Origin of the sequence: Embleya sp. NPDC127516, from assembly GCF_044765325.1 — a bacterium.
GTDB lineage: Bacteria > Actinomycetota > Actinomycetes > Streptomycetales > Streptomycetaceae > Embleya.
On the sequence record NZ_JBIWJT010000002.1, the window covers coordinates 433,026 to 457,837 of the forward strand.

Annotated in this window: 26 protein-coding genes; 11 read left to right on the forward strand and 15 right to left on the reverse strand. The window is 72.5% G+C overall.

Going from position 1 to position 24,812, the window contains the following annotated elements:
- Positions 1-65 precede the first annotated feature (65 nt).
- Positions 66-2,384, forward strand: a complete 2,319-nt coding sequence (locus ACIRL2_RS04410; protein WP_395868443.1) for a ribonucleoside-diphosphate reductase subunit alpha — start codon at positions 66-68, stop codon at positions 2,382-2,384.
- A 17-nt stretch (positions 2,385-2,401) separates the two neighbouring features.
- Positions 2,402-3,379, forward strand: coding sequence for a ribonucleotide-diphosphate reductase subunit beta (locus tag ACIRL2_RS04415; protein WP_395868441.1), 978 nt, complete (start codon positions 2,402-2,404; stop codon positions 3,377-3,379).
- A 118-nt stretch (positions 3,380-3,497) separates the two neighbouring features.
- Here ACIRL2_RS04415 and ACIRL2_RS04420 read toward each other — a convergent pair whose 3' ends face one another.
- Complete coding sequence (locus ACIRL2_RS04420) at positions 3,498-4,301, reverse strand: helix-turn-helix domain-containing protein (protein ID WP_395868288.1); 804 nt, start codon at positions 4,299-4,301, stop codon at positions 3,498-3,500.
- Positions 4,302-4,438: 137 nt separating this feature from the next.
- Here ACIRL2_RS04420 and ACIRL2_RS04425 point away from each other — a divergent pair, with 137 nt between their 5' ends.
- Entirely contained in the window at positions 4,439-5,452 is a 1,014-nt protein-coding gene (locus ACIRL2_RS04425; protein ID WP_402230077.1) for an NAD(P)-dependent alcohol dehydrogenase, read from the forward strand.
- Between the two features lie 136 nt (positions 5,453-5,588).
- Complete coding sequence (locus ACIRL2_RS04430) at positions 5,589-5,966, forward strand: VOC family protein (protein ID WP_395868284.1); 378 nt, start codon at positions 5,589-5,591, stop codon at positions 5,964-5,966.
- Positions 5,967-6,200: 234 nt separating this feature from the next.
- On the opposite strand, the gene ACIRL2_RS04435 is transcribed toward ACIRL2_RS04430, so the two are convergent.
- Positions 6,201-6,371, reverse strand: a complete 171-nt coding sequence (locus tag ACIRL2_RS04435; protein WP_395868282.1) for a hypothetical protein — start codon at positions 6,369-6,371, stop codon at positions 6,201-6,203.
- A 177-nt stretch (positions 6,372-6,548) separates the two neighbouring features.
- Here ACIRL2_RS04435 and ACIRL2_RS04440 point away from each other — a divergent pair, with 177 nt between their 5' ends.
- Complete coding sequence (locus tag ACIRL2_RS04440) at positions 6,549-7,256, forward strand: MOSC domain-containing protein (RefSeq protein ID WP_402230080.1); 708 nt, start codon at positions 6,549-6,551, stop codon at positions 7,254-7,256.
- Between the two features lie 134 nt (positions 7,257-7,390).
- On the opposite strand, the gene ACIRL2_RS04445 is transcribed toward ACIRL2_RS04440, so the two are convergent.
- Both ACIRL2_RS04445 and ACIRL2_RS04450 read right to left on the reverse strand, forming a co-directional pair.
- The gene (locus ACIRL2_RS04445; RefSeq protein WP_402230083.1) at positions 7,391-8,815 is read right to left on the reverse strand and encodes an amidase; all 1,425 of its coding nucleotides are present in this window, start codon (positions 8,813-8,815) and stop codon (positions 7,391-7,393) included.
- A 24-nt stretch (positions 8,816-8,839) separates the two neighbouring features.
- Positions 8,840-9,484, reverse strand: coding sequence for a LysE family translocator (locus ACIRL2_RS04450; RefSeq protein WP_395868276.1), 645 nt, complete (start codon positions 9,482-9,484; stop codon positions 8,840-8,842).
- Positions 9,485-9,619: 135 nt separating this feature from the next.
- Here ACIRL2_RS04450 and ACIRL2_RS04455 point away from each other — a divergent pair, with 135 nt between their 5' ends.
- Complete coding sequence (locus ACIRL2_RS04455) at positions 9,620-10,060, forward strand: hypothetical protein (RefSeq protein WP_402230085.1); 441 nt, start codon at positions 9,620-9,622, stop codon at positions 10,058-10,060.
- An 89-nt stretch (positions 10,061-10,149) separates the two neighbouring features.
- Here the strand turns inward: ACIRL2_RS04455 and ACIRL2_RS04460 are convergent, their stop codons facing one another.
- Positions 10,150-10,605, reverse strand: coding sequence for a hypothetical protein (locus tag ACIRL2_RS04460; RefSeq protein WP_402230088.1), 456 nt, complete (start codon positions 10,603-10,605; stop codon positions 10,150-10,152).
- 120 nt (positions 10,606-10,725) lie between these two features.
- Between ACIRL2_RS04460 and ACIRL2_RS04465 the strand changes: the two genes are divergently transcribed.
- On the forward strand, positions 10,726-11,067 hold the full coding sequence (locus ACIRL2_RS04465) for a S26 family signal peptidase (RefSeq protein ID WP_395868270.1): 342 nt from the start codon (positions 10,726-10,728) through the stop codon (positions 11,065-11,067).
- 47 nt (positions 11,068-11,114) lie between these two features.
- Here ACIRL2_RS04465 and ACIRL2_RS04470 read toward each other — a convergent pair whose 3' ends face one another.
- Entirely contained in the window at positions 11,115-11,507 is a 393-nt protein-coding gene (locus tag ACIRL2_RS04470) for a peptidoglycan-binding protein (RefSeq protein WP_395868268.1), read from the reverse strand.
- A gap of 564 nt (positions 11,508-12,071) precedes the next feature.
- On the opposite strand from ACIRL2_RS04470, the gene ACIRL2_RS04475 reads away from it, so the two are divergent.
- Positions 12,072-13,754 carry a dihydroxyacetone kinase family protein gene (locus ACIRL2_RS04475; RefSeq protein ID WP_395868266.1) on the forward strand — a complete coding sequence of 561 codons (1,683 nt, stop codon included), beginning with the start codon at positions 12,072-12,074 and terminating at the stop codon, positions 13,752-13,754.
- A gap of 430 nt (positions 13,755-14,184) precedes the next feature.
- Here ACIRL2_RS04475 and ACIRL2_RS04480 read toward each other — a convergent pair whose 3' ends face one another.
- From ACIRL2_RS04480 to abc-f, 6 genes are all read right to left on the reverse strand, one after another.
- Positions 14,185-15,195, reverse strand: a complete 1,011-nt coding sequence (locus ACIRL2_RS04480) for a serine hydrolase domain-containing protein (protein WP_395868264.1) — start codon at positions 15,193-15,195, stop codon at positions 14,185-14,187.
- Positions 15,192-16,136: a DUF6895 family protein gene (locus tag ACIRL2_RS04485; RefSeq protein WP_395868262.1), complete on the reverse strand. Its 945-nt coding sequence runs from the start codon at positions 16,134-16,136 to the stop codon at positions 15,192-15,194. The genes ACIRL2_RS04480 and ACIRL2_RS04485 overlap by 4 nt, the downstream gene beginning before the upstream one ends.
- Positions 16,133-16,870, reverse strand: coding sequence for a hypothetical protein (locus ACIRL2_RS04490; protein ID WP_395868260.1), 738 nt, complete (start codon positions 16,868-16,870; stop codon positions 16,133-16,135). Before ACIRL2_RS04490 ends, ACIRL2_RS04485 begins: the two co-directional genes overlap by 4 nt.
- Before the next feature lie 54 nt (positions 16,871-16,924).
- Positions 16,925-17,110 (reverse strand): hypothetical protein, encoded by a 186-nt coding sequence (locus ACIRL2_RS04495; protein ID WP_395868259.1) that lies wholly within the window; start codon positions 17,108-17,110, stop codon positions 16,925-16,927.
- 262 nt (positions 17,111-17,372) lie between these two features.
- Positions 17,373-18,260 (reverse strand): virginiamycin B lyase, encoded by an 888-nt coding sequence (locus tag ACIRL2_RS04500; RefSeq protein WP_395868257.1) that lies wholly within the window; start codon positions 18,258-18,260, stop codon positions 17,373-17,375.
- Positions 18,257-19,894, reverse strand: a complete 1,638-nt coding sequence (abc-f, locus tag ACIRL2_RS04505; RefSeq protein WP_402230093.1) for a ribosomal protection-like ABC-F family protein — start codon at positions 19,892-19,894, stop codon at positions 18,257-18,259. Before abc-f ends, ACIRL2_RS04500 begins: the two co-directional genes overlap by 4 nt.
- A 260-nt stretch (positions 19,895-20,154) precedes the next feature.
- Between abc-f and ACIRL2_RS04510 the strand changes: the two genes are divergently transcribed.
- Positions 20,155-20,763, forward strand: a complete 609-nt coding sequence (locus tag ACIRL2_RS04510; RefSeq protein ID WP_395868253.1) for a TetR/AcrR family transcriptional regulator — start codon at positions 20,155-20,157, stop codon at positions 20,761-20,763.
- 84 nt (positions 20,764-20,847) lie between these two features.
- On the opposite strand, the gene ACIRL2_RS04515 is transcribed toward ACIRL2_RS04510, so the two are convergent.
- On the reverse strand, positions 20,848-21,648 hold the full coding sequence (locus ACIRL2_RS04515) for an APH(3') family aminoglycoside O-phosphotransferase (RefSeq protein WP_395868251.1): 801 nt from the start codon (positions 21,646-21,648) through the stop codon (positions 20,848-20,850).
- A 108-nt stretch (positions 21,649-21,756) separates the two neighbouring features.
- On the opposite strand from ACIRL2_RS04515, the gene ACIRL2_RS04520 reads away from it, so the two are divergent.
- Entirely contained in the window at positions 21,757-22,281 is a 525-nt protein-coding gene (locus ACIRL2_RS04520) for an O-acetyl-ADP-ribose deacetylase (protein ID WP_402230096.1), read from the forward strand.
- A gap of 35 nt (positions 22,282-22,316) precedes the next feature.
- Here the strand turns inward: ACIRL2_RS04520 and ACIRL2_RS04525 are convergent, their stop codons facing one another.
- Positions 22,317-23,342 (reverse strand): acyltransferase domain-containing protein, encoded by a 1,026-nt coding sequence (locus tag ACIRL2_RS04525; RefSeq protein WP_402230098.1) that lies wholly within the window; start codon positions 23,340-23,342, stop codon positions 22,317-22,319.
- Positions 23,339-23,860 carry a GNAT family N-acetyltransferase gene (locus ACIRL2_RS04530; RefSeq protein WP_395868439.1) on the reverse strand — a complete coding sequence of 174 codons (522 nt, stop codon included), beginning with the start codon at positions 23,858-23,860 and terminating at the stop codon, positions 23,339-23,341. The genes ACIRL2_RS04525 and ACIRL2_RS04530 overlap by 4 nt, the downstream gene beginning before the upstream one ends.
- Positions 23,861-24,018: 158 nt before the next feature.
- Here ACIRL2_RS04530 and ACIRL2_RS04535 point away from each other — a divergent pair, with 158 nt between their 5' ends.
- Positions 24,019-24,762: an SDR family NAD(P)-dependent oxidoreductase gene (locus ACIRL2_RS04535; protein ID WP_395868245.1), complete on the forward strand. Its 744-nt coding sequence runs from the start codon at positions 24,019-24,021 to the stop codon at positions 24,760-24,762.
- The last annotated feature ends 50 nt before the right edge of the window (positions 24,763-24,812 follow it).

Here is a 24,812-nt window from a genome sequence, read left to right on the forward strand (position 1 = left end):
ACTGTACGTACGAGCTCGCGAGGAGAGAGCACGTGACCGTTGTGGACAGCGTGGGCGCGACCCGGATGCGGATCGACGAAAGCCCCGAGGACCAACTGGCTACCCTGGTGCGCACCCAGGCGCGCGATCTGCCGGAGGTCGATCCGGATCGGGTCGTCCGCCGGGTCGTCGCGGGTCTCAACGAGGGCGCGGACAAGGGAGCGGCCGCGGACCTGGCGGTGCGTACCGCCGCCGAGCTGATCGCGGAGGAGCCCGCCTACTCGCGGCTCGCCGCGCGCCTGCTCGCCGGCCGGATCGCGGACGAGGCCCTCGACGCGGGGGTCACCTCGTTCAGCGCGGGCATCGCGCTCGGCCGGCGCGAGGGCGTCATCGGCGCGGAGACCGCGGCGTTCGTCGCCGAGCACGCCGCCGAGTTGGACGCCGCCGTGGACGTCGACGGCGACCGGCGGTTCGAGTACTTCGGCCTGCGCACCGTGTACGACCGCTACCTGTTGCGCCACCCGGTCTCGCGCAAGGTGGTCGAGACCCCGCAGCACTTCCTGCTGCGCGTGGCGTGCGGCCTGGCCCAGGAGCCCGGCGAGGCGATCGGCTTCTACCGGCTGATGTCCTCGCTCGCCTACCTGCCCAGCTCGCCGACGCTGTTCAACTCCGGCACCGTGCACACCCAGATGTCCTCGTGCTACCTGCTCGACTCGCCCAAGGACGAGCTGGAGTCGATCTACGACATGTACGGGCGGATCGCCCGACTGTCGAAGTTCGCCGGCGGCATCGGCGTGGCGTGGTCGCGGGTGCGTTCGCGCGGCTCGCTGATCCGCGGCACCAACGGGCACTCCAACGGCATCGTGCCGTGGCTCAAGACGCTCGACTCGTCGGTGGCCGCGGTCAACCAGGGCGGCCGGCGCAAGGGCGCGGCCTGCGTGTACCTGGAGACCTGGCACCCGGACATCCTGGAGTTCCTCGAACTGCGCGAGAACACCGGTGAGGACGCGCGCCGCACGCACAACCTCAACCTGGCCAACTGGGTGCCGGACCTGTTCATGCGCCGGGTCGAGGAGGACGGCGTCTGGTCGCTGTTCGACCCGAACGAGCTGCCCGAACTGCCCGACCTGTGGGGCGCCGAGTTCGACAAGGTGTACGAAGCCGCCGAGCGGGACGGCCGGTTCGTCCGGCAGATGCCCGCGCGCGACCTCTACGCCCGGATGATGCGCACGCTCGCGCAGACCGGCAACGGCTGGATGACCTTCAAGGACGCCGCCAACCGCACCTGCAACCAGGCCGCGGAGCCCGGCAACGTGGTGCACCTGTCCAACCTGTGCACCGAGATCCTCGAGGTGACCAGCGACGGCGAGACCGCCGTGTGCAACCTCGGCTCGGTCAACCTCGGCGCGCACGTGATCGCCGGCGAGGGCATGGACTGGGACAAGCTGCGCGCGACGGTGCGCACCGCGGTGGTCTTCCTGGACCGCGTGATCGACATCAACTACTACCCGACCGACCAGGCCGCGGCGTCCAACCCGCGGTGGCGCCCGGTGGGCCTGGGCCTGATGGGCCTGCAGGACGTGTTCTTCACGCTCGGCATGCCGTTCGACTCGGTCGAGGCGCGCGAGTTGTCCACGCTGATCTCCGAGGAGATCTACCTGACCGCGCTGGAGACCTCCTCGGCGCTCGCCGAGGCGCACGGCCCGCACCCGGCCTACGCCGAGACGCACGCCGCGCGCGGCCGGCTCCAGCCGGACCTGTGGGAGGGCGTGTACCCGACCCAGACCAAGCGCTGGGACGCGCTGCGCGACCGGGTCGCCGAGCACGGCCTGCGCAACTCGCTGCTCGTGGCGATCGCGCCGACCGCGACCATCGCCTCGATCGCCGGTGCCTACGAGTGCATCGAGCCGCAGGTGTCGAACCTGTTCAAGCGCGAGACGTTGTCCGGCGAGTTCCTCCAGATCAACGCCTACCTGGTGCGCGAGCTCAAGGCCCGCGGCCTGTGGACCCCCGCGGTCCGCGACCGGATCAAGCGCGCCGAGGGCTCGGTCCAAAGCATCGCCGAACTCCCGGAGGACGTGCGGGAGTTGTACCGCACCGCGTGGGAGCTTCCGCAGCGTGCGCTGATCGACCTGGCGGCGGCCCGCTCGCCGTACATCGACCAGTCGCAGTCGCTGAACCTGTTCATGGCCGACCCGACCATCGGCAAGCTGTCCTCGATGTACCGCTACGCGTGGTCCACCGGCCTCAAGACCACGTACTACCTGCGCTCGCGCCCCGCGACGCGGATCCAGCAGGCGACCGTGCCGGCGCAGGCCTCGGCCGCGCCCGTCGAGGAGATCTCGGACCTCGAGGTCATCGCCTGCTCGCTGGAGAACCCCGAAGCCTGTGAGGCGTGCACGTGAGCCTGCTCGATCCCGGAATGAACCTCACGCTGCGCCCGATGCAGTACCCGGACTTCTACGAGAAGTACCGCGCGGCGATCCGCAACACCTGGACGGTCGAAGAGGTCGACCTGCACAGCGACCTCGCCGACCTGGACAAGCTCAGCCCGGCCGAACGACACCTCGTGCAGCGCCTGGTCGCGTTCTTCGCGACCGGTGACACGATCGTGGCGAACAACCTGGTGCTGAACCTGTACCGGCACATCAACTCGCCCGAGGGCCGGCTGTATCTGTCGCGGCAACTCTTCGAAGAGGCCGTCCATGTGCAGTTCTACCTGACCCTGCTGGACACCTACATGCCCGACCACGAGGAGCGCGAGCAGGCGTTCGCCGCGGTCGAGCACATCCCCTCGATCCGGCGCAAGGCGGAGTTCTGCTTCCGCTGGATCGACTCGGCGATGGGCCTGGACCGGCTCGAATCGCGGGACGACCGGCGGCAGTTCCTGCTCAACCTGATCTGCTTCGCGGCGTGCATCGAGGGTCTGTTCTTCTACGGCGCCTTCGCGTACGTGTACTTCCTGCGCTCGCGCGGTCTGCTCAACGGCCTTGCCTCGGGCACCAACTGGGTGTTCCGCGACGAGTCCGCGCACATGGACTTCGCGTTCTCCGTGGTCGAGACGGTGCGGGCCGAGGAGCCCGACCTGTTCGACGACGAGCTCGCCGAGGACGTACGGCGGATGCTCGCCGAGGCGGTCGAGGCGGAGACGGCGTTCGCCGAGGACCTGCTCCAGGGCGGCGTGTCCGGGATGACGGTCGCCGACATGCGCTCCTACCTGGAGCACGTGGCCGACCGCCGGCTGGCCCAGTTGGGCATGGCACCGGTGTACGGCTCGGCGAACCCGTTCGGCTTCATGGAACTGCAGGACGTGCAGGAACTCTCGAACTTCTTCGAGCGGCGGGTCTCGGCCTACCAGGTCGCGGTCACCGGCTCGGTGTCGTTCGACGAGGACTTCTGAGTCCGGACGCCTTCGCGCGATCGCGCCGCCACCGCCCTGCCGTCCCGGTCCCGGGACGGCAGGGCGGTTTCGCGTTGTCGGGGGCGTGCCGGCTCGGCGGCGGCATGATGGGGGCGGGTCAGGACCGTTCGGCCGCGCGGCCGCGCAGCGCTGTGGCGGTGGCCTCGTCGGCCGGCAGGAACGCCTCCAGGTGCAGTTCGGCCAGCGTGATGTCGGTGGCCGTCGCGAAGGACGTCAACGTGGTCAGCAGCCGCAACTCGCCCGGGCCTTCCTCCGGGTCGCGCAGCCGCAGCGGGACCGCGAAGCCCAGGTGGTCGGGGCCCAGTCGGGCGTCCGGGACATAGCCGCGCAGTTCCTCGATGAACGCGTCGAGCAGCGGGTCCGGGCTGCGCAGCGCCTGTGCGCGCATGTTCTCCAGGACGTGATGCCCCCAGGCGTCGAGGTTCGCCACACGTGGCGCCATGCCCTCGGGATGCAGCATCAGGCGCAGCATGTTCATCGGCTCCCGGAGCAACTCCGGTGACGCCCCCTCGGTCAGCACGTCGATCGCCGTGTTGGCGGCGACGATCTGCCCGTACGGGCGCAGCACCATCGCCGGGTAGGGCAGGTGGCCGTCCAACACCGCGCGCAGCGCCTCGCGCACCGGGCGCAACATCGGTGCGTCCAGGTCCGATTCGGGGAAGACCGGCGCGTACCCGGCGGTGTGCAGCAGTGCGTTGCGCTCGCGCAGGGACAGGCCGAGCGATTCGGCGAGGCGGATGATCATGGTGCGGCCGGGACGCGATCGGCCGCTCTCGATGAAGCTGAGGTGGCGCTGGGTGGTGTCCGCGCGGGCGGCGAGTTCCAGTTGGCTCAGCCGCCGGGCGGTACGCCAGCGCCGCAGCTCGGCGGGGAAGTCCGGACCGTGGGTCATCGTGCTCATGAGGGCAGTTCTAGGCACTCGGAGGTATCGCCGGCAATTCCCCGGCGGGAATTGCCGGGCTCGGGCGCCTGTCGCAGGATCCTTCCCACGGCCGCCGAACGGGGCGGTTCGTGATCGGTCGAGAGAGGCACAACGCGATGAAGAGCTACCACCTGACACCCGGCGCCGGTATCGACGGTGTCACCCTCCGTGCGCACGACGAGCCGGACCCCGCGCCCGGGCAGGTGTTGCTCCGGGTCAGGGCGACCTCGCTGAGCATGCGCGAACTGCTGGTGCTGGACGGCGACTATCCGCTGCCGGTGTCGCCCGACGTCGTTCCCGGGTGCGCCGGGGTCGGCGAGGTGGTCGCGATCGGGGCGGGCGTCACCCGGGCCCGGGTCGGCGACCGGGTGGCGGCGACCGTGTTCCCGGACTGGATCGACGGGCCGTTCGCCCTGGACCACGCGGCGCAGCTCGGTAGTTCGCGCAACGGCATGCTCACCGAGTTCGCCCTGGTCGGCGAGCGGGCGCTGGTACACATCCCGGCGCACCTGTCGTTCGCGGAGGCCGCCACCCTCCCGCTCACCGCGGTCACCGCGTGGAACGCGCTGACCGGTGGCCGACCGCCGGTGCCGGGCGAGAGCGTGCTGACGCTCGGCACGGGAGCCGTGTCCCTGTTCGCGGTACAGCTCGCCAAGGCGTCGGGTGCGCGGGTGATCGCCACCACGTCGAGCCCGGAGAAGGCGGAACGACTGCGCGCGTCGGGCGCGGACGAGGTGGTCGACTACCGGGAGCACCCGCGCTGGGGCGAGGAGGTACGGCGGGTGACCGGCGGGCGCGGGGTGGACCGGGTCGTGGACGTCGCGGGGAATCTGACCCAGTCCCTGGCCGCGACGGCGCTCGGCGGCGAGATCGCCTTCGTCGGCCACTGGTTGGGGTCGGACGCGCCCGACGCGTCGCCGTCGCCGGCCATGCTGTTCAACGCGGGCGTGGTGCTGCGTCCGCTCGCGGTGGGCAGTCGGGCACAGTTCGAGGCGCTGAACAGGGCGGTGGACATGTGGCGGCTGCGGCCGTGCGTGCACCGGGAGTTCGGCTTCGACGAGGTTCCGGAGGCGTTGCGTTACTACCGCAAGGGTGGGTTCGTGGGGAACGTCGTGATCGACCACGGGTGATGGACTGCGGCTCGCGGCTCGCGGTTCGCGGCGGTCGGGCGGTTGGCGGTTCGCCGTGGGCCTGGGCCGTTCGGCCGATCCGACGCGGCCGGTAAATCCTTTGGGGCGATCGATTCGGGGTCGCACAATGGCGGGCATGGCCATTTCGCTGCACCACATCGTCATCGACGCACACGACCTGCCGGGACTCGCTCGTTTCTGGGCCCAGGTGTTGGGGTGGGAGGTGTTGTCGGAGCGCGAACGCGAAGTGGTCATCGGGACCGAGCCGGAAGCACCGATCGGGATCTGCTTCATGCCGGTGACGGACGTGAAGAAGACCAAGAACCGACTGCACCTGGACCTGACCCCCGGAGCGGGCCCCGGCGAACGGGAGGCGGAGATCGAGCGGGTGATCGCACTCGGCGCACGCCGCGTGGACGTCGGCCAGACCGGCACGGAATCGTGGACGGTACTCGCCGACCCGGAGGGCAACGAGTTCTGCGTGGTCCGGGCGAAGCGCACGCTGATCGCCTAGGTGTCCCGACGCCCGATCGCCGCCACGCCGAAACCCGCCTGCGGGCCTGTCTGTTGCGGGCAGGCCGACCCGTGGGCGGGTTTCGGGTGAGGTGGGATGGGACCGGACGAGGGCCGGGCGTCCCGGAGTTCGCCGTGCGGCCTGGGGTGGGGCGCCGGCGTCGGTGTGGCCGGGCCGGGCAAGCGCGCTTCGAATTCGCGGGTGAGCGACGTGAGTTCGTCCCGGGGCGACGGGTCAGCCGGTGCCGGTGGGCGGGTTGCCCGAGCCGGTGCCGCCACTGCCGCCACGACCACCGCGGCGGCGGGCGAGTCGGTCCCGCACGAGCCGACGGCCCTGCTCGACCTGGCGCGGATTGCGCCGGATGTATCCCTGGATCTTCTTGATGGTGTTCGACAGCGAACTCATGCCGTGGTCCCTCCCTGAAGCCCGGGCGCCCGGGCCTCGGCGTCCCCGAGGGCGCCGATAACTGGTGTTTGCCCGAGTTCGGCCCGGGATACGCGGTGATCGAGGGCGCAATTGCCGGGATTCGGCGGTGAATCGGCTCGCCGGCGCCTTCGCGAGCCGGCCCGGTAGCCTGCCGGTATGCCGCATGTGATCTCCGTCAACCTGGCCCACCCCCGACCCAACCCGACGAAGTCCGACGTCACCACGACGGGGATCGACAAGCGGCCGGTCGACCGCCCGGTCGCCGTGCGCGCACCCGGCCCCAAGGATTCGGGACTGGGCAGCGGACTGGTCGGCGACGGGGTGTACGACCGACGGCACCACGGCGGCGACGATCAGGCCGTCTACGCGTACGCGCGGGAGAACCTGGACATGTGGGCCCGCGAGTTCGGCCGCGAACTGGGCAACGGCGGCTTCGGGGAGAACCTCACCACGTCCGGCCTGGACCTGGAGGCCGCGCTGATCGGCGAGCGCTGGCGCGTGGGCGAGGCGGGTCCGCTGTTGGAGGTCTCCGTCCCGCGCATCCCGTGCGCGACCTTCGCGCACTGGTTGGACGAGCGGCGATGGGTGCGGCGATTCACCGAACGGGCTCTCCCGGGCACCTACCTGCGCGTGATCGAACCGGGCGAGGTGCACCCGGGAGCCCCGATCACGATCGTGTCCCGCCCGTCCCACGACGTCACCATCGGCATCTGCTTCCGAGCCCTGACCCTCGAACCCGACCTGCTGCCCCGGCTCCTCGACATAGCGGAACTCCCGCACGACGTCCGCGACATGGCCCACAAACGCATCACCCCGGACGTACGCACGGGCCGACATTCCCGTCTGTCTGCTCATCGATCGTGACTTCGGCAAGGCCGTGGTGCATACGCTGCCGGGGCTCGATCGCGAAGGCCACCCCGTCCATCGGGCCCGTGCGGAAGTCGACCCGGCGGAACGGATCGTGCTGCCGCCTCCTTATCCGGAGCTGGAGTTGGGGGCTATTCGTCGACGAAGGTCGGGGGTGTGCGGTGGTGCCAGGGGAGGGCTTGTTCGAGGAGGCCGGCGAGGCGGAAGAGGGTGTCCTCGCGGCCGTAGGGGGCAACCAGTTGCACGCCGATCGGTAGTCCCGAGCTGCTTTGGGCCAGGGGCAGGCTGAGGGCGGGTTGGCCGGTGATGTTGAAGACGACGGTGAACGGGCCGTACGCGAAGATGGCCTCCAGCCAACCGCGGACCGAGTGCTTCGGGTCGTCGTAGTCCAATGTGCCGTGTGGCGCCGGGAGTTGGCCCAGCGTCGGGGTGATCAGCAGGTCGTACTCGGTGAAGAAGGTACCCACCGAGCGGGAGACCCGGTTGTGCGCGCCGAACGCGGCGAACAGGTCGAGTGCGCTCAAGTCCCCGGCGTCGCGCAGGATCTGCCGGGTGACCGCTTCCAACCTGTTCGGATCCGGTGCGCGCGGAGCGCCCAGGAGCGGTGCCGCGATGAAGGCGACCACCTCCGGGACCAGGCCGCTCAGCACGCTTTCCCAGTCGACCGTCGGGCTCGCGTCGTCGACGTGGTGGCCCAGTCCCGCGAGCAGTGCGGCGACCGACTCGGCCGCCTGGGCCACCTCGGCGTCGACCGGGACGCCGGACCACGCCCGGGTGGTCACGCCGATCCGCAACGGCGCGACGTCCGCGCCGAGTTCGGTGGCATAGGGCCGACGCGGCGGCGGCGCGGTGTACTTGTCGCCGACGCCCGGTCCCTCGACCGCGTCCAGGAGGTGCGCGGCGTCGCGGACCGTGCGGGTGAGCGCGAAGTTGTGCGAGATCCCGAAGAACGCCTCGTCCAGGTCCGGGCCGCACGGGGTACGTCCCCGGCTGGGCTTGAGCCCGACCAGGCCGCACGCCGAGGCCGGAACGCGGATCGAGCCGGCGCCGTCGGTGGCGTGCGCGACCGGTACCGCGCCGGCCGCGACCAGGGCCGCCGCGCCGCCGCTGGAGCCGCCGACCCCACGATCGAGGTCCCAGGGATTGCGGGTGACGCCGTACTTGGCCGACTCCGTCGCGAAGCTGATCGCCATCTCGGGCGCGGTGGTCAGTCCCAGGGTGACCAGACCGGCGGCCCGGAACCGGGTCATCAGGTCGCTGTCGTGCGGCGGGACGACGCCCGGTACGGCGCGGCTGCCCAGGAAGAACGGGACGCCCGCCGCGACCGGCCCGGTGTCCTTGATCAGGAACGGCACGCCGGCCAAGGCGGCGTCGGGGTCGGGCGAGCGTTCGAGCGCGGGCTCGAAGGCGGGCAGCGCGAGGCCGTGCACGGCGGCGTCGGCGACCTCGATCGCCTGCCGGGCGGCCTCCTCGACCTCGGCCGAGGTGACCTCGCCGGCGCGGATCAGGTCGCGCAGACCGATCGCGTCGTACCTCGCGTACTCGCCGAGCCGCATGCCGCTCCTTCGTTTCGCTGTGTGTCAGGCGGTCGCCGGGTGGCTCCGGTCGGTGGCCAGCTTGATCGCGAGCCCGCCGAGCACCGTGCCCATCACGTAGCGCTGGATGCGCAGCCAGGACGGCCGCCGGGCCAGGAACACCGCGATGGACCCGGCCGCAAGGACCAGGATCGAGTTCACCGTCAGGCTGATCACGATCTGGATGCTGCCCAGTGCGAAGCCTTGGAGCAGCACGTGCCCGGCGTTCGGGTCGACGAACTGGGGGATCAGCGACAGGTACATGATCGCGGCCTTGGGGTTCAGCAGGTTCGTCAGCAGGCCCATGGTGAACAGCCGCCGATTCGAGTCCGGCGCGAGCTCCTGCGGACTGAACGCCGAGACGCCACCGGGCCGCAGCGCCTGCCAGGCGAGCCAGCCGAGGTATGCCGCGCCGGCGATCTTGACCGCCATGTACAGCTCGGGCACGACGATGAACACGGCGGAGAGGCCGAGGTTGGCCATCGACATGTAGATCAGGAAGCCGAGCCCGACACCGAGCAGCGACACCAGGCCGGCCCGACGCCCCTGGGTGATGCTGCGCGAGGTCACGTACATCATGTTCGGGCCGGGCGTCAGCACCATCCCGAGCGCGACGGCGCTCACTCCGAGTATCGCGCTGGTCTCGATCACGCTTGCCCCCACTGGTGGTACGGGCGGTCGCCGCGGTCGTCGCCGCCGCCCTGGGTCGATCGCTGGTCGCGCAATTGTGTCCGGTCTGCGGTTTTCCGGGCAACCGGGTTGTCCGCCGCCGGCGCGGCGTGACGGGTGTCAGTCCCGACCCGGACCGAGCCGCGACCGCCAGGCGGGGGACAGCCGGGGGCGGAGGAGCACGACGCCCTGCCGCGTGGCGGCGGCCATGTCGGTCTTCCGCCTCCGGTACCGGCCCCCCGGCCACCCTTCCCCGGCGCGAGTGCGCTCGGGTCGCCGATCGGCAGTGGCTTCCTGGTCGTCTCCGGCGCGGTACGCGCCGCCGCGCGCGAACGCGGCGGCCCGGCGGCCTTCGAGATCGAGTACGACGAGGACGACGAACAGGGCGACGAGGTGTTGACCGCACCATGGAGGCGGGCGACGCACGCCCTGCTGCACGCCGCGATGGCCCTCGGCGCGCCACACCTGACGGCCGAGCCGGACCGGGCGATCCTGACCGGCCCGTGGCGGGCGATCGGGAACGCGGACGTCGGCCCCGGGCGCGGTCCGGCACGCTGAGCGGGACACGCGCCGCACTCACCGCGCCGTACCGCCCCAAGCGCGCCGCCCGCCGTACCGCCACGCCAACCGCGCCGCCCCCGAAACCGCTACGCCAAGCGCGCCGCGACCGCCGAGACGAACGCGTCCGGGTCCGCGGCCGGACCCGGACCCAGGTTCAGGTGGGCTTCCTCGTCCCACGCGCCCAGGACCGTGGCCCGCTCCCGCGTCACCACGTCCAAGCTCTCCTCCAGCACGAAGTAGCGCGGCTCGCCCACCACATCCGGCCCCAGCACGAGCGCGAAATGTGCCTCCGGCGGGAACAGCGCGGGCGGGAGGCGAACCAGCAACCCGGAACCCGCGCCCAACGGGACGTGGTTCATCGCGAGACCTTCGGCGGACAGCCGCTGTTCCTCGGGCAGTCGGCTGCCCACCCCGATCCACAGGTTCGTCGTACGCGCGGTCAACTCGTCGAGAGGCGCGGCGAGCAGCGCGGCCGCGTTGCGCAGGGCGATCGAGCGGAAGACCACGTGGGCGAATCGGTAGTGGTGCTGACGGGTGCTCATGGGCGAACCTTCCGGACGACTCGTCGGGGTGGCGGGTGCCGGCCCCGGAGGCGAGAAAAAACCCGTGGCAGGCCAGGCGTTCATCCGTCATCCTGTTCCGCGATGGGGATGATGGACAGCATGGCCGCCAAGGTGGCGCACGGCGCCACCGTCGAGTTTCGCCCGCGCGGGGCCTCCATGGTCCCGCTTATCCGCAGTCGCCAACTCGTGACCGTCGCGCCGGTCGACCCGGCCCGCCTCGAAATCGGGGACATCGTGCTGACCCGGGTCGCGGGGAAGATGTACCTGCATCTGGTCTCCGCGCTGGATCGCGCCCGCGCGCGCGTGCAGATCAGCAACAACCGGGGCCGCGCCAACGGCTGGACCTCGCAGGCCCGGGTGTACGGGATCTGCGTGGCGGTGGACGGCGTACCGCGACCGGGCGCGTCCCGGAAGGTACGCGCACCGGTGTCCACGGAGTAGCGCGAGCCGGGTCCGGTCGCCGGCCCGCGCGGCGGCGTCGCGGTGGTTCAGTGCAGCGAGGGGACCACGTCCCAGCAGCCGATCGTGTGCCACGATCCGGGCCCGGAGCCGATCTCCATGACCAGGTACATCACCTCGCCCACCACCGGATCGACGATGCCGTCCTCGGGCAGGCCCAGGATGCGTTCCAGCCGCCGGGTGTCGGCGGCGGTCTCGGGGCCGTAGACCCGGTCGGGGTAGTGCGTGCTGAAGCCGGTCGAGTAGTAGATCGCCTGGACGCACTGGACGCCGAACCCGGGTGCGGTGTCGGGACCGATGTCCGGCACACCCGGGGCGGCACCGGCCGGTACGACGGCGGGGCCGGCGAGGGCCAGGGACAGGGCCAGGGCCGCGCCGGCGAGCACGCGGATCACTGGTCGGCGGGTGGAGTTCCTCGGCATGGCGTTCTCCGCTCCGGCCGACCGCGCGGCGGTGCGGGCCGGCCCAGGGTGGGGGAGAGGTGCTCGACCGCAGCAGTGTCCGCTCACCGGGGCGGCCGCGGAAGGCGAATCCCGCGTCGAACCGAATCGGCACGAGTCCATGCCGGTCGGGACGGTTCGTGCGGGACGGGTCATGCGGGACGCGTCGCGCGGGGCAGGTCGTGCGGGACGGTTCGTGCGGGACGGTTCGTGCGCGGCGAGGGCTCGGCGGGCGCGTACGTTCGCCGGCCCGGTGGACTCGCCGATCGCCGCCTGGTGGACGCGTACGGTCGCCCGGGCCGATCCCCGTCCGGGCTCGGTGCGCGGAGTCCGGCTCGTGGTGGAAGTCCTGAGGAGGAACCACTTCCGCCACGAGCCGGGCGGCCGGTTCGGCCACGGCGGTGGCCGGCCGTGCCTGGGGACCGGATCGGCACGTGTGCTGTCGGCCCCCTGTCCTGGACACGCGGGTGCCGCCCGTCCGGTTGCCGGCGATCCGCGACCCCCCGGTGGGGTTGGTCCGGCGCGCATTCAGGTAGAGATTCAGCCATGAAGAAGCTGATCAATGCCGCCCGCGACGTCGTCCCCGAGATGCTCGAAGGGTTGGCACTGGCCAATCCCGGCATCGCCTTGCTGGCCGGGGAGAACGTCGCGCTGCGCGCGGACGCCCGGGCCCACGCGGAGAGCGGGCGGGTGGCGGTGATCTCCGGCGGAGGTGCCGGCCACGAACCCGCGCACGCGGGGTACGTCGGGCCCGGGATGCTCACCGCGGCCGTGTCGGGGGACGTGTTCACGTCGCCGTCCACCGACACGATCCTGGCCGCGATCCGCACCGTCGCCGGGTCGGCGGGCGTGTTGCTCGTGGTCAAGTCGTACACCGGGGACCGGCTCAACTTCGGGCTCGCCGCCGAGTTGGCGCGGGCCGAGGGGATCGCGGTGGAGCTGGTCGTGGTCGCCGACGACGTGGCGCTCGCGACCGGCGACGACACCGCGGGCCGGCGCGGGATCGCCGGGACGGTGTTCGTGCACAAGGTCGCGGGAGCGGCGGCGGAGGCCGGCGCGAGCCTGGCCGAGGTCAAGGCCGAGGCCGAGGCGGCGGCGCGCGCGGTGGGCACGATGGGCGTCGCGCTGACCCCGTGCACGGTGCCGGCGGCCGGCCGACCGGGATTCGAGCTCGGCGAGGACGAGGTCGAGCTGGGCCTGGGCATCCACGGTGAGGCGGGCGTGCGGCGGGACAAGATCGCGCGCGCCGACGAGTTCGTCACCGAACTGCTCGACCGGATCGTCGCGGAGACCGCACTGGCCGCCGGCGACCGGGTCGCGTTGCTGGTCAACAACCTCGGCGGCACCCCCACGATGGAGTTGGACATCGTGCTGCGCGGCGCGGTACGGGACCTGGCGGGTCGCGGCCTGGTGCTCGAACGGGCCTGGCGCGGCTCGTTCCTGACCGCGTTGGAGATGGCGGGCATGTCGTTGTCCCTGCTCCGGGTCGACGACGCCCGGCTCGCCCGCCTGGACGCGGCCACCTCGGCGCCCGCGTGGCCCACCCCGGTGGTCGGCCGGGTGGGTGAGGTCACCGTGCTGCCGGCCGCACCCGCACCCGGCACCGCCGACGCGGGGACCGCGCTGACCGAACCCACGCAGCTGACCCGCGCGATCGAGGCGGTGTGTGCGGCGCTGGTCGAGGCCGAACCGCACCTGACCGAGCTGGACCGGATCGTCGGCGACGGCGACCTGGGCATCAGCCTCTCGCGTGGAGCCGAGGCGATCGGGCGCGAGTTGCCCGGCTACGGCGGCGGCACCCCGGCCGCCGTGCTGCGCGGCCTCGCGGACACCGTGCGCCGGGCGCTCGGCGGCACGTCCGGGCCGCTGTACTCGGTGCTGTTGCTGCGCGCGGCCGGCGCCGTGGAGCAGGACGCGGGAACGCGCGGTTGGCGCGAGGCACTGGCCGCCGGCGCGCGGGCGATCGGCGAACTGGGCGGCGCCCGGGTCGGCGACCGCACCATGCTGGACGCGCTGGTGCCGGCCGGCGAGGCACTGGTCGGCGGCGCGAGTCTGGTCGAGGCGATCGACGCGGCCGCGGCCGGCACCGAGGAGACCGCGACGCACAGCGCCCGTCGAGGCCGCAGCAGCTACCTCGGCGACCGCGCGATCGGCACCGTCGACCCGGGCGCCGAGGCGGTGGTGATCTGGCTCCGTGCGATCGCCGACTCGCTGGACGCCGAGGATTAGGCCCTGTCCGGCGGATCTCGGTGGGTCCGCGTCGTCCGGTGCCGCGCCTCGCCGCACCGGAGAAACAGCCGAATGGAAACCACTATGCGGCTGCTTCGCCGGCACGCCGATGCACGGCATCCGCCCTTCGGGCTCCTCGCTGCGCTCACGACGCGGCCCGATCCACCAAGATCCGCAGGACAGGGCCTTAGAACCGGCTCGGAATCGGATCGGATCGGATGGCCGCAGGGAAGACGCGGATCCGGCCGGGCCGGACAGCCTCCCGACCCGGCCGGACTCACGCCGGGACCCCGGTCGGACCCCCGGCGGCGATTCCCACACCGCACCCGCCGCGGCGGCCGGCGAGTGCGGCAGCGGGTGCGGCCGGCGAGTGCGGGCGGGACGCCCACGATCACGCCCTGGCTCCGCCGCGTCGTGGGCCCGGACCCGATCAATCCGCCATCGCCCCGGCGGCGAGTTCGCCCAGCGCGTCGTACGCGATCTGGAGGAACGGCGCCCTCGGTCCCGCCGCCGTGTTCACCAGTGCCGCCAGCGCGACCCCGGCCTGCGGGCTGAAGCCGACGAAGGCGGTGAATCCGCGCGTCGATCCGCCGTGGAAGATCAGGTCGTACCCGGGCCGGGCCCGCAGATTCCAGACCAGGCACAGCCGATCGCCGGTGTGCGGCGGGATCAATCGGGGCCGGCGCACTTCGACCAACGCCTCGGCCAACGAGGCGGGTTGTACCGTCGCCGGGTCCAGGTGCGCGGCCAGATACCGGGTCAGATCCGTCCCGGTGCTGCGCAGCGCTCCCGCCGCGGGCAGCCCCGGCATCTCCCACGGTGGCCGGGGCCGGCCGCGCAGATAACCGGTCACCTGCGGCCCGTTCGGGTCGCACGTGGTCATCGTCAGGCCCAGCGGCACACCCAGCCGGGTGACCACGAGATCGGGATACGGCTGCCCGGCGGCGCGCGCGAGCGCGTGTCCGAGCAGTCCCACCCCCAGGTTGGAGTAGGACACCCGGGTGCCCGGTCGACCGCGCGGCCGGGCCCGCCCGAGCAGCGCGAACAGCCGCTTCTCGTCGTAGCCCGCGTAGGGGTTCGTGTACCACGCGGGCAGCGCCGAGCGCAGCGAACCGCGCGGCAGTCGCGGCAGTCCCGAGGTGTGCGTGGCCAGGTGCAGCAGCGTGATGTCGGACGACCAGCGCGGCCGCGAGCCCGGCGGCAGGTAGGTGATCAGCGGGTCGTCCAGCCGCGCCTCGCCCCGCGCGACCGCGTCGGCGAGCAGCAGCGCGGTGAACGTCTTGGTCACCGAGCCCAGTTCGAACCGCGAGTCGGCGTCCACCGCCGTACCGCGACACACCACCGATTGCTCGCCGCCTCGGATGGTGGCCACGACCAGCGCACCCCCGGCCGGCACGGCCCGCAGCAGCGGCGCGATCGGCGCCGCGTTCGGGTCGCTCACCCGAGCGCGGGCGCGGGCGTGTTGCCCAGCGAACGGGCCAACGTGATGGTGCCGGCCACGATCGCGACCACCGCCGTGTGCTCGTGGTCCTTGAAGGCGCGTTGCGGGTCCTCGTCCACCGGATCCGCGTCGCGCGGCAGCAGCCCGTTCGGAAGCTGTGCCGCCGCGAGTGTCTCCCAGCCCTGCGCGTCGCACACCGGCTCGGGCAGGCACGCGTCGACGATCAGCAACTCGCCCACCAGGTCGTACTGGAAGACCTCGGCCCACACATCCACCCAGACCGGGAGCCATGCCCGCAGGTAGTCGGCGATCTCGGCCGGGAGCTGTTCGGGATGCGCGCCCCAGTCGGTGATGTGGAACACCGCGTGCGTCATGTGGTACGCGGTCATCCAGTCGATCACCCACGGCTCGGGAGTCATGCCCAGCCACGAGTCGGCGGCCAGCGCGGGCCAGTCCGGCCGGTGGGTCAGCCCCGCGACGCGGCTCGCGTTGGCCACCGCGAGGCGGCGGTTGGGCATCATCTCGATCGCGTGCACCGACCGCAGCCCGGACAGGTGCGCCAGCAGCGCGTCCATCGGCTCGTGCCGGATGCCCGCCCGCACGAAGTGCGCGTACGTCTCCAGCGGGTCGGTCAGCAGCGGGTGTCGCACCTGGCGTTCGTAGAGGAAGTCCCCGTCGCGGAACTGCTCCCAGGCGAACTCGATCAGCGCCCGCGCGGCGGCCAGGTCGGCGGGCCCGGCGACGCCCTCGCGCAGCACCAGCGAGGTGGCCAGCGCGGTCTCGCCGAGCGGCTTGTACGCGCTGTCGCGGTCGTTGAAGTCGACGACGGTGTGCGTGGGCAGCGGCCCGAACCGCGCGTTCTCGTGCAGCCAGCGCAGCGCCCGCGAACCGATCGTGTGGGCGGTCTTGAGCACGTCCGCCCGGACGAGTCCCCCGGTCATGAGTCCTCCCGTGCGGTCACGTGCTGGGCGATGCGGGTGTCGAGCACGGTGCGGGTGCTGCCGCCGCCGAAGAGTCGGACGTGCCGCAACAACGGGTCCAATTCCAAGGGGAAGGCGACCCCGTCGGCGGCCACGAAGGCGAGCCAGCGGGCGATCCGGGCGGCGGTGCGGTAGTCGCGGCGCAACATCGCGCGCACCACCCCGCGTGCCAGCGAGTCGGCGTTTCGTCGGGCGGCGGCGTGGATGGGGCCGTCCAGGCCGGGCAGGGCCAGGGAGGAGAGTTGGGCCATCCGCACCGACCAGGCCTGCCAGGTCGTCGCGTCGGCGACCTGCGCGCCGTCGCCCGGCGGGGGGACGTCGACGGCCAGGCCGAAGCGGGTCAGCGTGCGGGCCGTGGCCCAGTCGCGCCAGGTGATGATCCACGCGGTCTCGGGCGAGGCGCCCAGCGTGTCGGGCGGGAACAGGTCGAACGCGCGGGCGGCGGCCTCGGCCTGATCGGCCGGCAGCGGCGTGCCGCGCAGTACGTGTGGGGCGAACGCGTCGGAGCCCAGGACGCGCAGCCCGGGCAAGTCGGCGTCGCGGTCGTGCGGTTCGGCCGCCCAGGAATCGGTGGCGGCGAATCCGGCGGGCACGACCGTGCCCTCGACGTCCATGAGGACGCCGAGGGCACGGCCTGCCACTCGCTCGACCGCCGCCGTGTAGTCCTCGTGTGGCGAGGTCTCGGCGAAGGGCATCGTTCTGATCAACTTCCCGTCGGAACCGGTGATGTCACGGACATCCGATCCGGCCTAGCGCTCCTTCGGGGGCTTCGGCGAGAGCAGCAGACCGAGCACCAGCAGTCCGCCACCGATGTCCTCGGGCGCGAACAGCGGCGCGTCACTGATGGTCGTCTCCTCCTCGATCATGAGCGTCGCGACGGTACCCGCCTGGGTCGGCGTAACCGGCGTGGACTGGCGCATGTGTTGAGTAAGCATCAGGTGCTCCCTGATCGTGACTTCAATCGCCGGGCTCGACGATGCCCCCGTGCTTTCGACCATAGGCACTTTTTATGGGCGTTTGCATTATTTGCCGGTGAGTCGCGGGTGTGATTCCCCCGTATGCGCGGGCGCGTTCCGGGCGCGGGTCGGGGGCGCGCGAGGGGAGTGCGGGACGGGCGGGGGTGGGTCGGTCGGACGGGCCCGGCTCTTTCGCCGTAACCGCGTGAATCCGCGCTCACCAGCGGGTTTTCGGCGTCGGTCAGGGGGTGATCCGGGCCAGGGCGCCGATTTCCAGGGCGACCCAGATCGCGCCGTCCGCACCCTGGGCGAGGCCGTGCGGTTCGGCCGCGGGTGTCGGCAAGTCGTACTCCGTCAGTGTGCCTTCCACGGCGAGTCGGCCCACCCGATTGGCGCCCCATTCGGTGAACCAGCAGTTGCCGTCCGTGTCGAGTGCCACCGCGTGCGGGCGGGACTGCGGGTCCGGCAGCGGGAATTCGGTGATTTCCCTATTCGGGCCGAGTCGGCCGATCGCACCCGCGCCGATCTCGGTGAACCACAGCGCGCCGTCCGGGCCGGACGTGATTCCGACCGGCGCCGCGCCCTTGGTGGGCAGCGCGTGGATGCTCACCTCGCCGCTCGTGGTGATACGTCCGATCGCGTCGGCGGCGTTCAGCGTGAACCACAACGCGCCGTCGGCGCCGGTGGTGATCGCGGACGGGAACGCGTCCGCGATCGGCAGCGCGAAGCCGGTGACCCGGCCGGTCGGGTCGATCCGACCGATGCGGTTCGCGGCCGTCTCGGTGAACCACAGCGCGCCGTCCGGGCCGGCGGTGATCCCGAACGGGCCGGATCCGGGGGTGGGCAGGTCGAAGTGGGTCACCGCGCCGGCGACGGTGATCCGGCCGATCCGGTGGGCCTTGTACTCGGTGAACCACAGCGCGTCGTCGGGACCGGTGACCAACACGGTCGGTCCGCAGCCGGGGTCGCCGAGATCGTGGAGGGTGGGTGTCCCGGCCGGGTCGACTCGGCCGATGCGACCGGCGTGCACGAGGGTGAACCACAGTGCGCCGTCCGGGCCCGAGACGATGGCGTAGGGGCCGGAGTCGGGCCCGGCGACCGGGAGTTCGCGGATGTCGGGGGTCGTCATACGAGCATTCCCTCGGTCAGGTGGATCCGGGTGCCGATGAACCGGTCGCGCAACGTTCGGTCGTGGGAGACCACGACCAGGGCGCCGGAGTAGGCGTCGAGCGCCCGCTCCAGTTCCTCGACCAGCGTGGGGGAGAGGTGGTTGGTCGGCTCGTCCAGCAGCAGGACGTCGGCCGGTCGGTCCAACAGCCGTGCCAGGGCCAGGCGTTGGCGTTGGCCGACGGACAGCGTGCCGACCCGGGTGCCGAACGTCTCGGCGGGCAGCAGGCCGCCGGCGAGCAGTCGGTCGCGGTGCTCGTCGAGATGGCCCGGGCGACCGGCCGCGTAGGTGGCGAGCACCGTGCGTGACGGGTCGGCGAAGACCGGGTCCTGGGCCAGCCGGCCGATCCGGCCGCGGCGGCGCACGGTGCCCGTGTCCGGTTCCAGGACACCGGCCAGGACCCGCAGGAGGGTGGTCTTGCCCGCGCCGTTGGCGCCCTGGACGAGCAGCCGATCGCCCGCCTCGATCCGGAGGTCGTGGACGACCAGGCGATCCGCGACCCGGACGTCGTGGGCCTCGATCAGCACGCCCGAGGCCGCGCCGGTGGGGATCCCGGTGCTGAAGCGCAGCGGTTCGGGCGGTGCGATCACCGGGTTCGCCCGCAGTCGGCGCAGCCGTTCGCGGCCCTGGCGGACCCGGCTCGCCACCGAGTTCTGCACGCGGCCCGCATTGCGGTCGTAGGCCATCTTGTTGTTGTCCTTGGCGGCCCGTCCCGGTGCGACCCGGTGCGCGGTGGTCGCGGCGAAGCCCTCGACCTCGCGGATCTCGCGGCACCAGTCGGCGTACGCCTGCGCGCGGCGGGCGCGGTCGGCGAGCCGCGCCGCGTGGTAGGCGGTGTAGTCGCCGCCGTATCGGGTCACGGTGCCCGCCTCGACCTCGACGATCGCGCGGACCACCCGGTCCAGGAACAGGCGATCGTGCGAGATCGCCACGACGGTGCCGGGGTGTTCGCGCAGGCGATCCTCCAGCCAGGTCAGGGACGTCGCGTCGAGGTGGTTGGTGGGCTCGTCGAGCAGCATCACCTCGGGGGCCGAGGCGAGCAGGCAGGCCAGGCCCAGGCGGGCGCGTTCGCCGCCGGAGAGCGCGTCGAGGCGGCGGTCGGGCGGGATCGCGCCGAGACCGAGGGCCTGGATCGCCCGGCCGGTACGTGCGTCGGCGTCGTAGCCGCCGCGCGCCTCGAAGGCGGAGAGCAGGTCGCCGTACTCGCTCAGCCGCGCCTCGGTCAGATCGGCCTCCACCTCGCGCAGTCGGCGCTCGATGGCGCGCAGGTCGGCGAGGGCGGCGTCGATGGCCTGCCGCACGGTGTGGGTGCCGGGCAGGTCGAGGGTCTGGCCGAGGTGGCCGATGCCGCCGGTGCTCGTGACGGTCACGGTGCCGTCGTCGGGGGTCTCCAGGCCGGCGATCAGGCGCAGCAGCGTGGACTTGCCGGAACCGTTCTCACCGACGATGCCGACCCTCTCCCCGGGTTTTACGGTCAGTGAGACGTCGGTGAGGACCGGGTGGTCGGCGTAGGTCTTCGCGACGTTACGCAGTGTGAGCTGGGTGGGGCGGCCGGTGCGGGTGCCGGTGGTGGCAGTGCTGCGGCTGGGGGACAAGAGGGGACTCCAGGGGGTTCTGCGGGCGGGTCGGCGGGGTGACGGTGTTCGTTGCCCGGGTCATGGCTGCGGCGCTCCCTGGTGGGTCGAGTGGTGTACGTGGACGGCTGGGCTTCCGAGAAGCTAATGCAACTCGGTTGCGTTAGGATGAGTATGACGGATGGAGAGGCGCTAATGCAACAGGGTTGCTTTTGGGTGTCGTGGACGGGGCCGGTGGTCCGGGTTCGGACGGTTCGGTCGGTCCGGACGGGCGGCGGCGGGTGAGTGGCGTCGGCGCGGTGCGGCCCGGTGGGCGGACCGCGCGGACGCGGGACGCGGTACGGCGGGCGACGCTGGCCGAGCTGGCCGAGAAGGGCTTCGACGGGCTGACCGTGGAGGCCGTCGCCGCGCGCTCGGGGGTGCACAAGACGACGGTCTACCGCCGCTGGCGGAACGCGGCGGGGCTGGCCGCCGACGCGCTGGACCTGGCGGCGGAGGAGTCGTGGCCGTTGCCGGACACCGGCACGATCGGCGGCGACCTGCGGGCGATCACCGCGCTGGTGGTGGCCGGCTTCGCGGACCCCGAACGCGGACCCACCGCGCGGGCGTTGGTGGCCGCCGCGGTGCACGAGCCGACCATGGGCGCGGCCCTGCACGGATTCCTGATCGGCAGGCTCGGTCAGGCCGAGGCGGTGGTCGAACGGGCGGTCGCGCGAGGCGAGTTGCCGGTGGGTACCGATGCGGGCGAGGTGGTCCGGGTAGCCGTCGGCGGGCTGTACTACCGGTTGTTCATCACGCACGAGCCGGTCGACGCCGGCCAGGCGCGGCGCGCGGCGGACGCGGCGGTGGCGGCCGCACGCGCGGGGGTCTTCGTGCTCGACCGAGCCTGAGCGGGTGAGCCGGCCGAGCGGGTGGCGATCGCCGGCGACCCGCGCCCGTGCCGGGTGGGTGGTGCCGGCCGGATGGTGCCGGGTTCAGCAGAACTCGTCGAGGAGACGGTAGAACTCCAGACGCTTCGGGTCCAGGGTGCCCTGCGGGTCGTAGCGGGCCAGGAAGCGGGCCGCGTGGGCGGGGGAGTACTGCGCGTCGTCGTCGTTGTGGAGGCTGCGGGTGAGCAGGGCCGGGTCGGCGTGGCGGTCGGCGCGGCCCAGGCGGCCGAGGTCGATCAGGCCGGTGACCTGCACGGTGTCCGGGTCGAGCAGGACGTTGGGCGGGCAGTAGTCGCCGTGGCCGACGACCGGGTCCTCGGTGGTCGGTACGGTCGCGGTCAGCTCGGCGAGGAGTTCGGGGCCGGTCCATCCCAGGCGGTGTTCGTCCAGGTCCTCCAGGTCGACCAGGCCGGCCGTGACCGCGTACTCGGCGGCGGGGATGGCTACCGCGAGACTGCGATCGAACGGGCAGTCGGCGAGCGGGAGTTCGTGCAGGGCGCGGGCCATGTCGGCGAGCGCGTCGACGACCGCGTCGCGTTGCTCGGCGGGCCACGGGTCGGCCGCCGAGCGGCCGGGCACGGCGCGGGTGAGCAGCCAGCCGTCGCACGCGTCGACGTCGTACTCGAGAATCTCGGCGACCGGAAGCCCCTGCTTCGCCGCCCACAGACCTCGGTCCACCTCGGCGGAGAGATGGAAGCCGGAATCCGGGTGGGAACCGGGCGCGCCGACCTTGAGATAGAACTCCTCACCCCGGCGCCGCAATCGGTGAACCCCGGCCCCGGACTTGCCGGCCGTGACCGGTTCCCACGTGTAGGCCGCGAACCGCCGTCGAAGATCGTCCGTCATCCCCCCATCCTCACCCGAGCACTACCCCGACCGCCGGCGGATTTTCCCCCGCGCCCGGTGGCCGGGCGTCGACCCCGAACCGGCATCCGGAACCGACATGATGGGGCCATGATTCGGATCGCGTTGGTTCTGGGTGACATCACCGAGCAGGACGTGGACGCGGTGGTCACCGCCGCCAACGCGTCGCTGCTGGGCGGCGGCGGGGTGGACGGGGCCGTGCACCGACGCGGTGGACCGGCGATCTTCGAGGCGTGCCAGGAACTGATCGCCTCGACCTACGGCCCGGGTGGCTTGCCGACCGGCGAGGCGGTGGCGACCACGGCGGGCGCGCTGCCGGCCCGATGGGTGATCCATACGGTCGGCCCCGTACACGGCGAGGACGAGGACGGAGTGGCCCTGTTGGCCGCCTGCCACCGCGCGTCGCTGCGCGTCGCCGACGAACTCGGCGCCGGCACGATCGCTTTCCCCGCGGTGTCCACCGGCTCGCACGGATGGCCCCTCGACGAGGCCGCCGCGATCGCGATCCGGACGGTGGTCGACGCCGAGACCGCGCTGACCGAGGCCCGTTTCGTGCTCTTCGACGAGGACACGTACGCCGCCTACGCGGCCGCCCTGGCCGGGACGGCGCACTGAACCCGGGCGCCCGGCAGGGGGGCGGGGTGGTGGGGTCAGAGTTCGAACCAGCCGGTGCGGCTGTGCCAGTGCCGGCCGGTGCGGAGGTGGTCGCCGATGGCGCGTTGGAGGGTGGTGTCGCGGGGGAGGGACTCCGGGGGCAGGTCCGGGTCGCCGAAGACGAAGCCGATCGGGGCGGTGTCCTCGGGCGGGTGGTCGGCCGGCTCGGTGTGCAGGTGGAAGCGGCGTTGGAAGCGGATGATGTTGGCGTGTTCCGGGAGGTATTCGCGCAGTTGCGGATCCAGCAGCCACGAGCCGCAGACCGCCACCGCGTAGCGCTCGGTCGGGAAGTGGCGCCGGAAGAACTCGCGGGCCAGCCGCAGCGATTCGTCGCACGCGGCCGGGGTCAACGGTCCGTGGAAGTCCGGGATGTGCAGCGCCAGCGCCGGATCCTCGGCCCGATACGGCAGTCCCAGGGCGGCGGCGCTCGCGGCGGCCCGACCGAGCAGGAACGAGCGTTGGAACTGCAAGCGACCCAGTTGATAGAGCTCACCGCGAAAGTGCAGCCTGGGCCAGTGCAGCGCGAGCAGACCACCGATGCCGCGCCGACGCCGGTGCACCGCGACGTGCCGGCCGAGGTCGGCGAGCGTTCGGCGGGACACCTCGGGCGGGATGCCGAGGGAGCGGTGGTAGGCCAGCACGTACGGGCGCGCGGCGACGAACACGTAGACGTGGAACCAGCGGCCGACCGCACCCCACGCGGGCGGCAACGGTGGGACCTCCCGGTGCGCCTCGACCGTGCCGACATCCGTGACCAGGGCCCGCACGGCGCGTTCGAACAGCTCGCGCACCTGCGGGTCGGCGAGCAACGCCGCACGGGTGGCCACGAGTTCGTTGAAGTCCTCGTGCGGGACGGACAGGTCCAGGAGTACCTCGACCAGTTCGTCGTCGGCGGGCAGGGCCACCTCGACGCCGGTGTCGAAGCCGGCCAACGTGTCGACCCAGGCGGCCAGGCGCGGATCCGCGCGGAGCGGTTCCCAGGCATCCGTCGCCGGTCCGCCCGGCCCGAGCGGCCCGGTCACGCCGAGGGTGTGCGCAGGTCGACGGAACAGAAGACCTTGTCGTAGCGGGTCGTGCCGATCGCGACGAAGTCGTGCAGCCGGCCGTACTCGACGAAGCCCAGCGAGCGGTAGAGGTGCAGCGCGTTGTCGTTGTCGCCGCGTGCGTCGAGGGTGAGGATCTCGATGGCCTCGGCGCGCGCGTCCTCGATCAGCGCCGCCGTCAGCGACCGGCCGATCCCGCGACCGTGCGCGGACCGGGCCACCGCGAGCTTCTCCAGATCGGCGTTGGGCCGGTGGGTGGGCCGGGTGTACCGGCGCCAGTAGCCGAAGCCGAGCAGTTCCTCGCCCGAGTACGCGAACCGCAGCGCGGCGTCGCCGGAACGCTGGGCCCGGGCCAGCTCGGTGAGCAGCGCGGCCACCTCGGCGAGCGGCGGCGGGTCCACCCACCCGAGCGCCGCACCGCCCAGGACCAGATCGGTCAGGATCGTGTGCACCGGTTCGGCCGCGCGCTCGGCGGCTTCCGGTCCGCGCAGCACGATCCGCCGGGTGTCTTCGTACTCGTCTGGGTTCGCGCCCGCATCCGCCGCCGTTCGGGCGGATGCGCTCGCGTTAACGTTCACCGTCACGGAGGCAAGGCTATTGAGTCCGGTGGATCGTGCGGAACGGGCCGGCGGGCGGGATCCGGCAGACTGTGCGGGTGAGTGGAACCGTTTTGGTCCTCGGGGGCCGCAGTGAGATCGGGTTGGCGGTCGCCGAGCGGCTGGCCGCGCGTGGGGCGCGGACCATCGTGCTGGCGGCGCGTCGCAGCTACGACCTCGACGAGGAGGAGGCGCTGCTGCGCAAGGCCGGCGCGCCGCATGTGGATCGGGTCGAGTTCGACGCCGACGACCTGGCCGGGCACCGCCCGATGCTGGACGAGGTGATCGCCCGGCACGGCCCGCTCGACGTCGTGGTCACCGCGTTCGGCATCCTCGGCGATCAGCGCCGGGCCGAGTCGGACGCGGCACACGCGGTCGCCGTCGTGCACACCGACTACACGGCGCACGTGAGCATCCTCACCCACCTGGCCACGGTGCTGCGCGCGCAGGGACACGGTCGGTTGATCGTGTTCTCGTCGGTGGCGGGTGTGCGGGTGCGGCGGGCGAACTACGTGTACGGCTCGGCCAAGGCCGGCCTGGACGGTTTCGCGAGCGGCCTGGCCGACGCGCTCGCGGGGAGCGGGGTGCGGCTGCTGCTGGTCCGGCCCGGCTTCGTGGTGGGACGGATGACCGAGGGCATGTCGCCGGCGCCGCTGTCCAGCACACCGGATCAGGTGGCCGACGCGACGGTCCGGGCGCTGCTGCGCGGGAAGGGCGAGGTGTGGGTGCCGGCGGCGCTGCGGCCGGTGTTCGCCGGAATGCGGGTGTTGCCTCGGCGGGTGTGGCGCAGGTTGCCGCGCTGAGTCTTCCGGTGCGAGACGGGCGGGGGTGGGCCGGCCGATCGCGACGACCG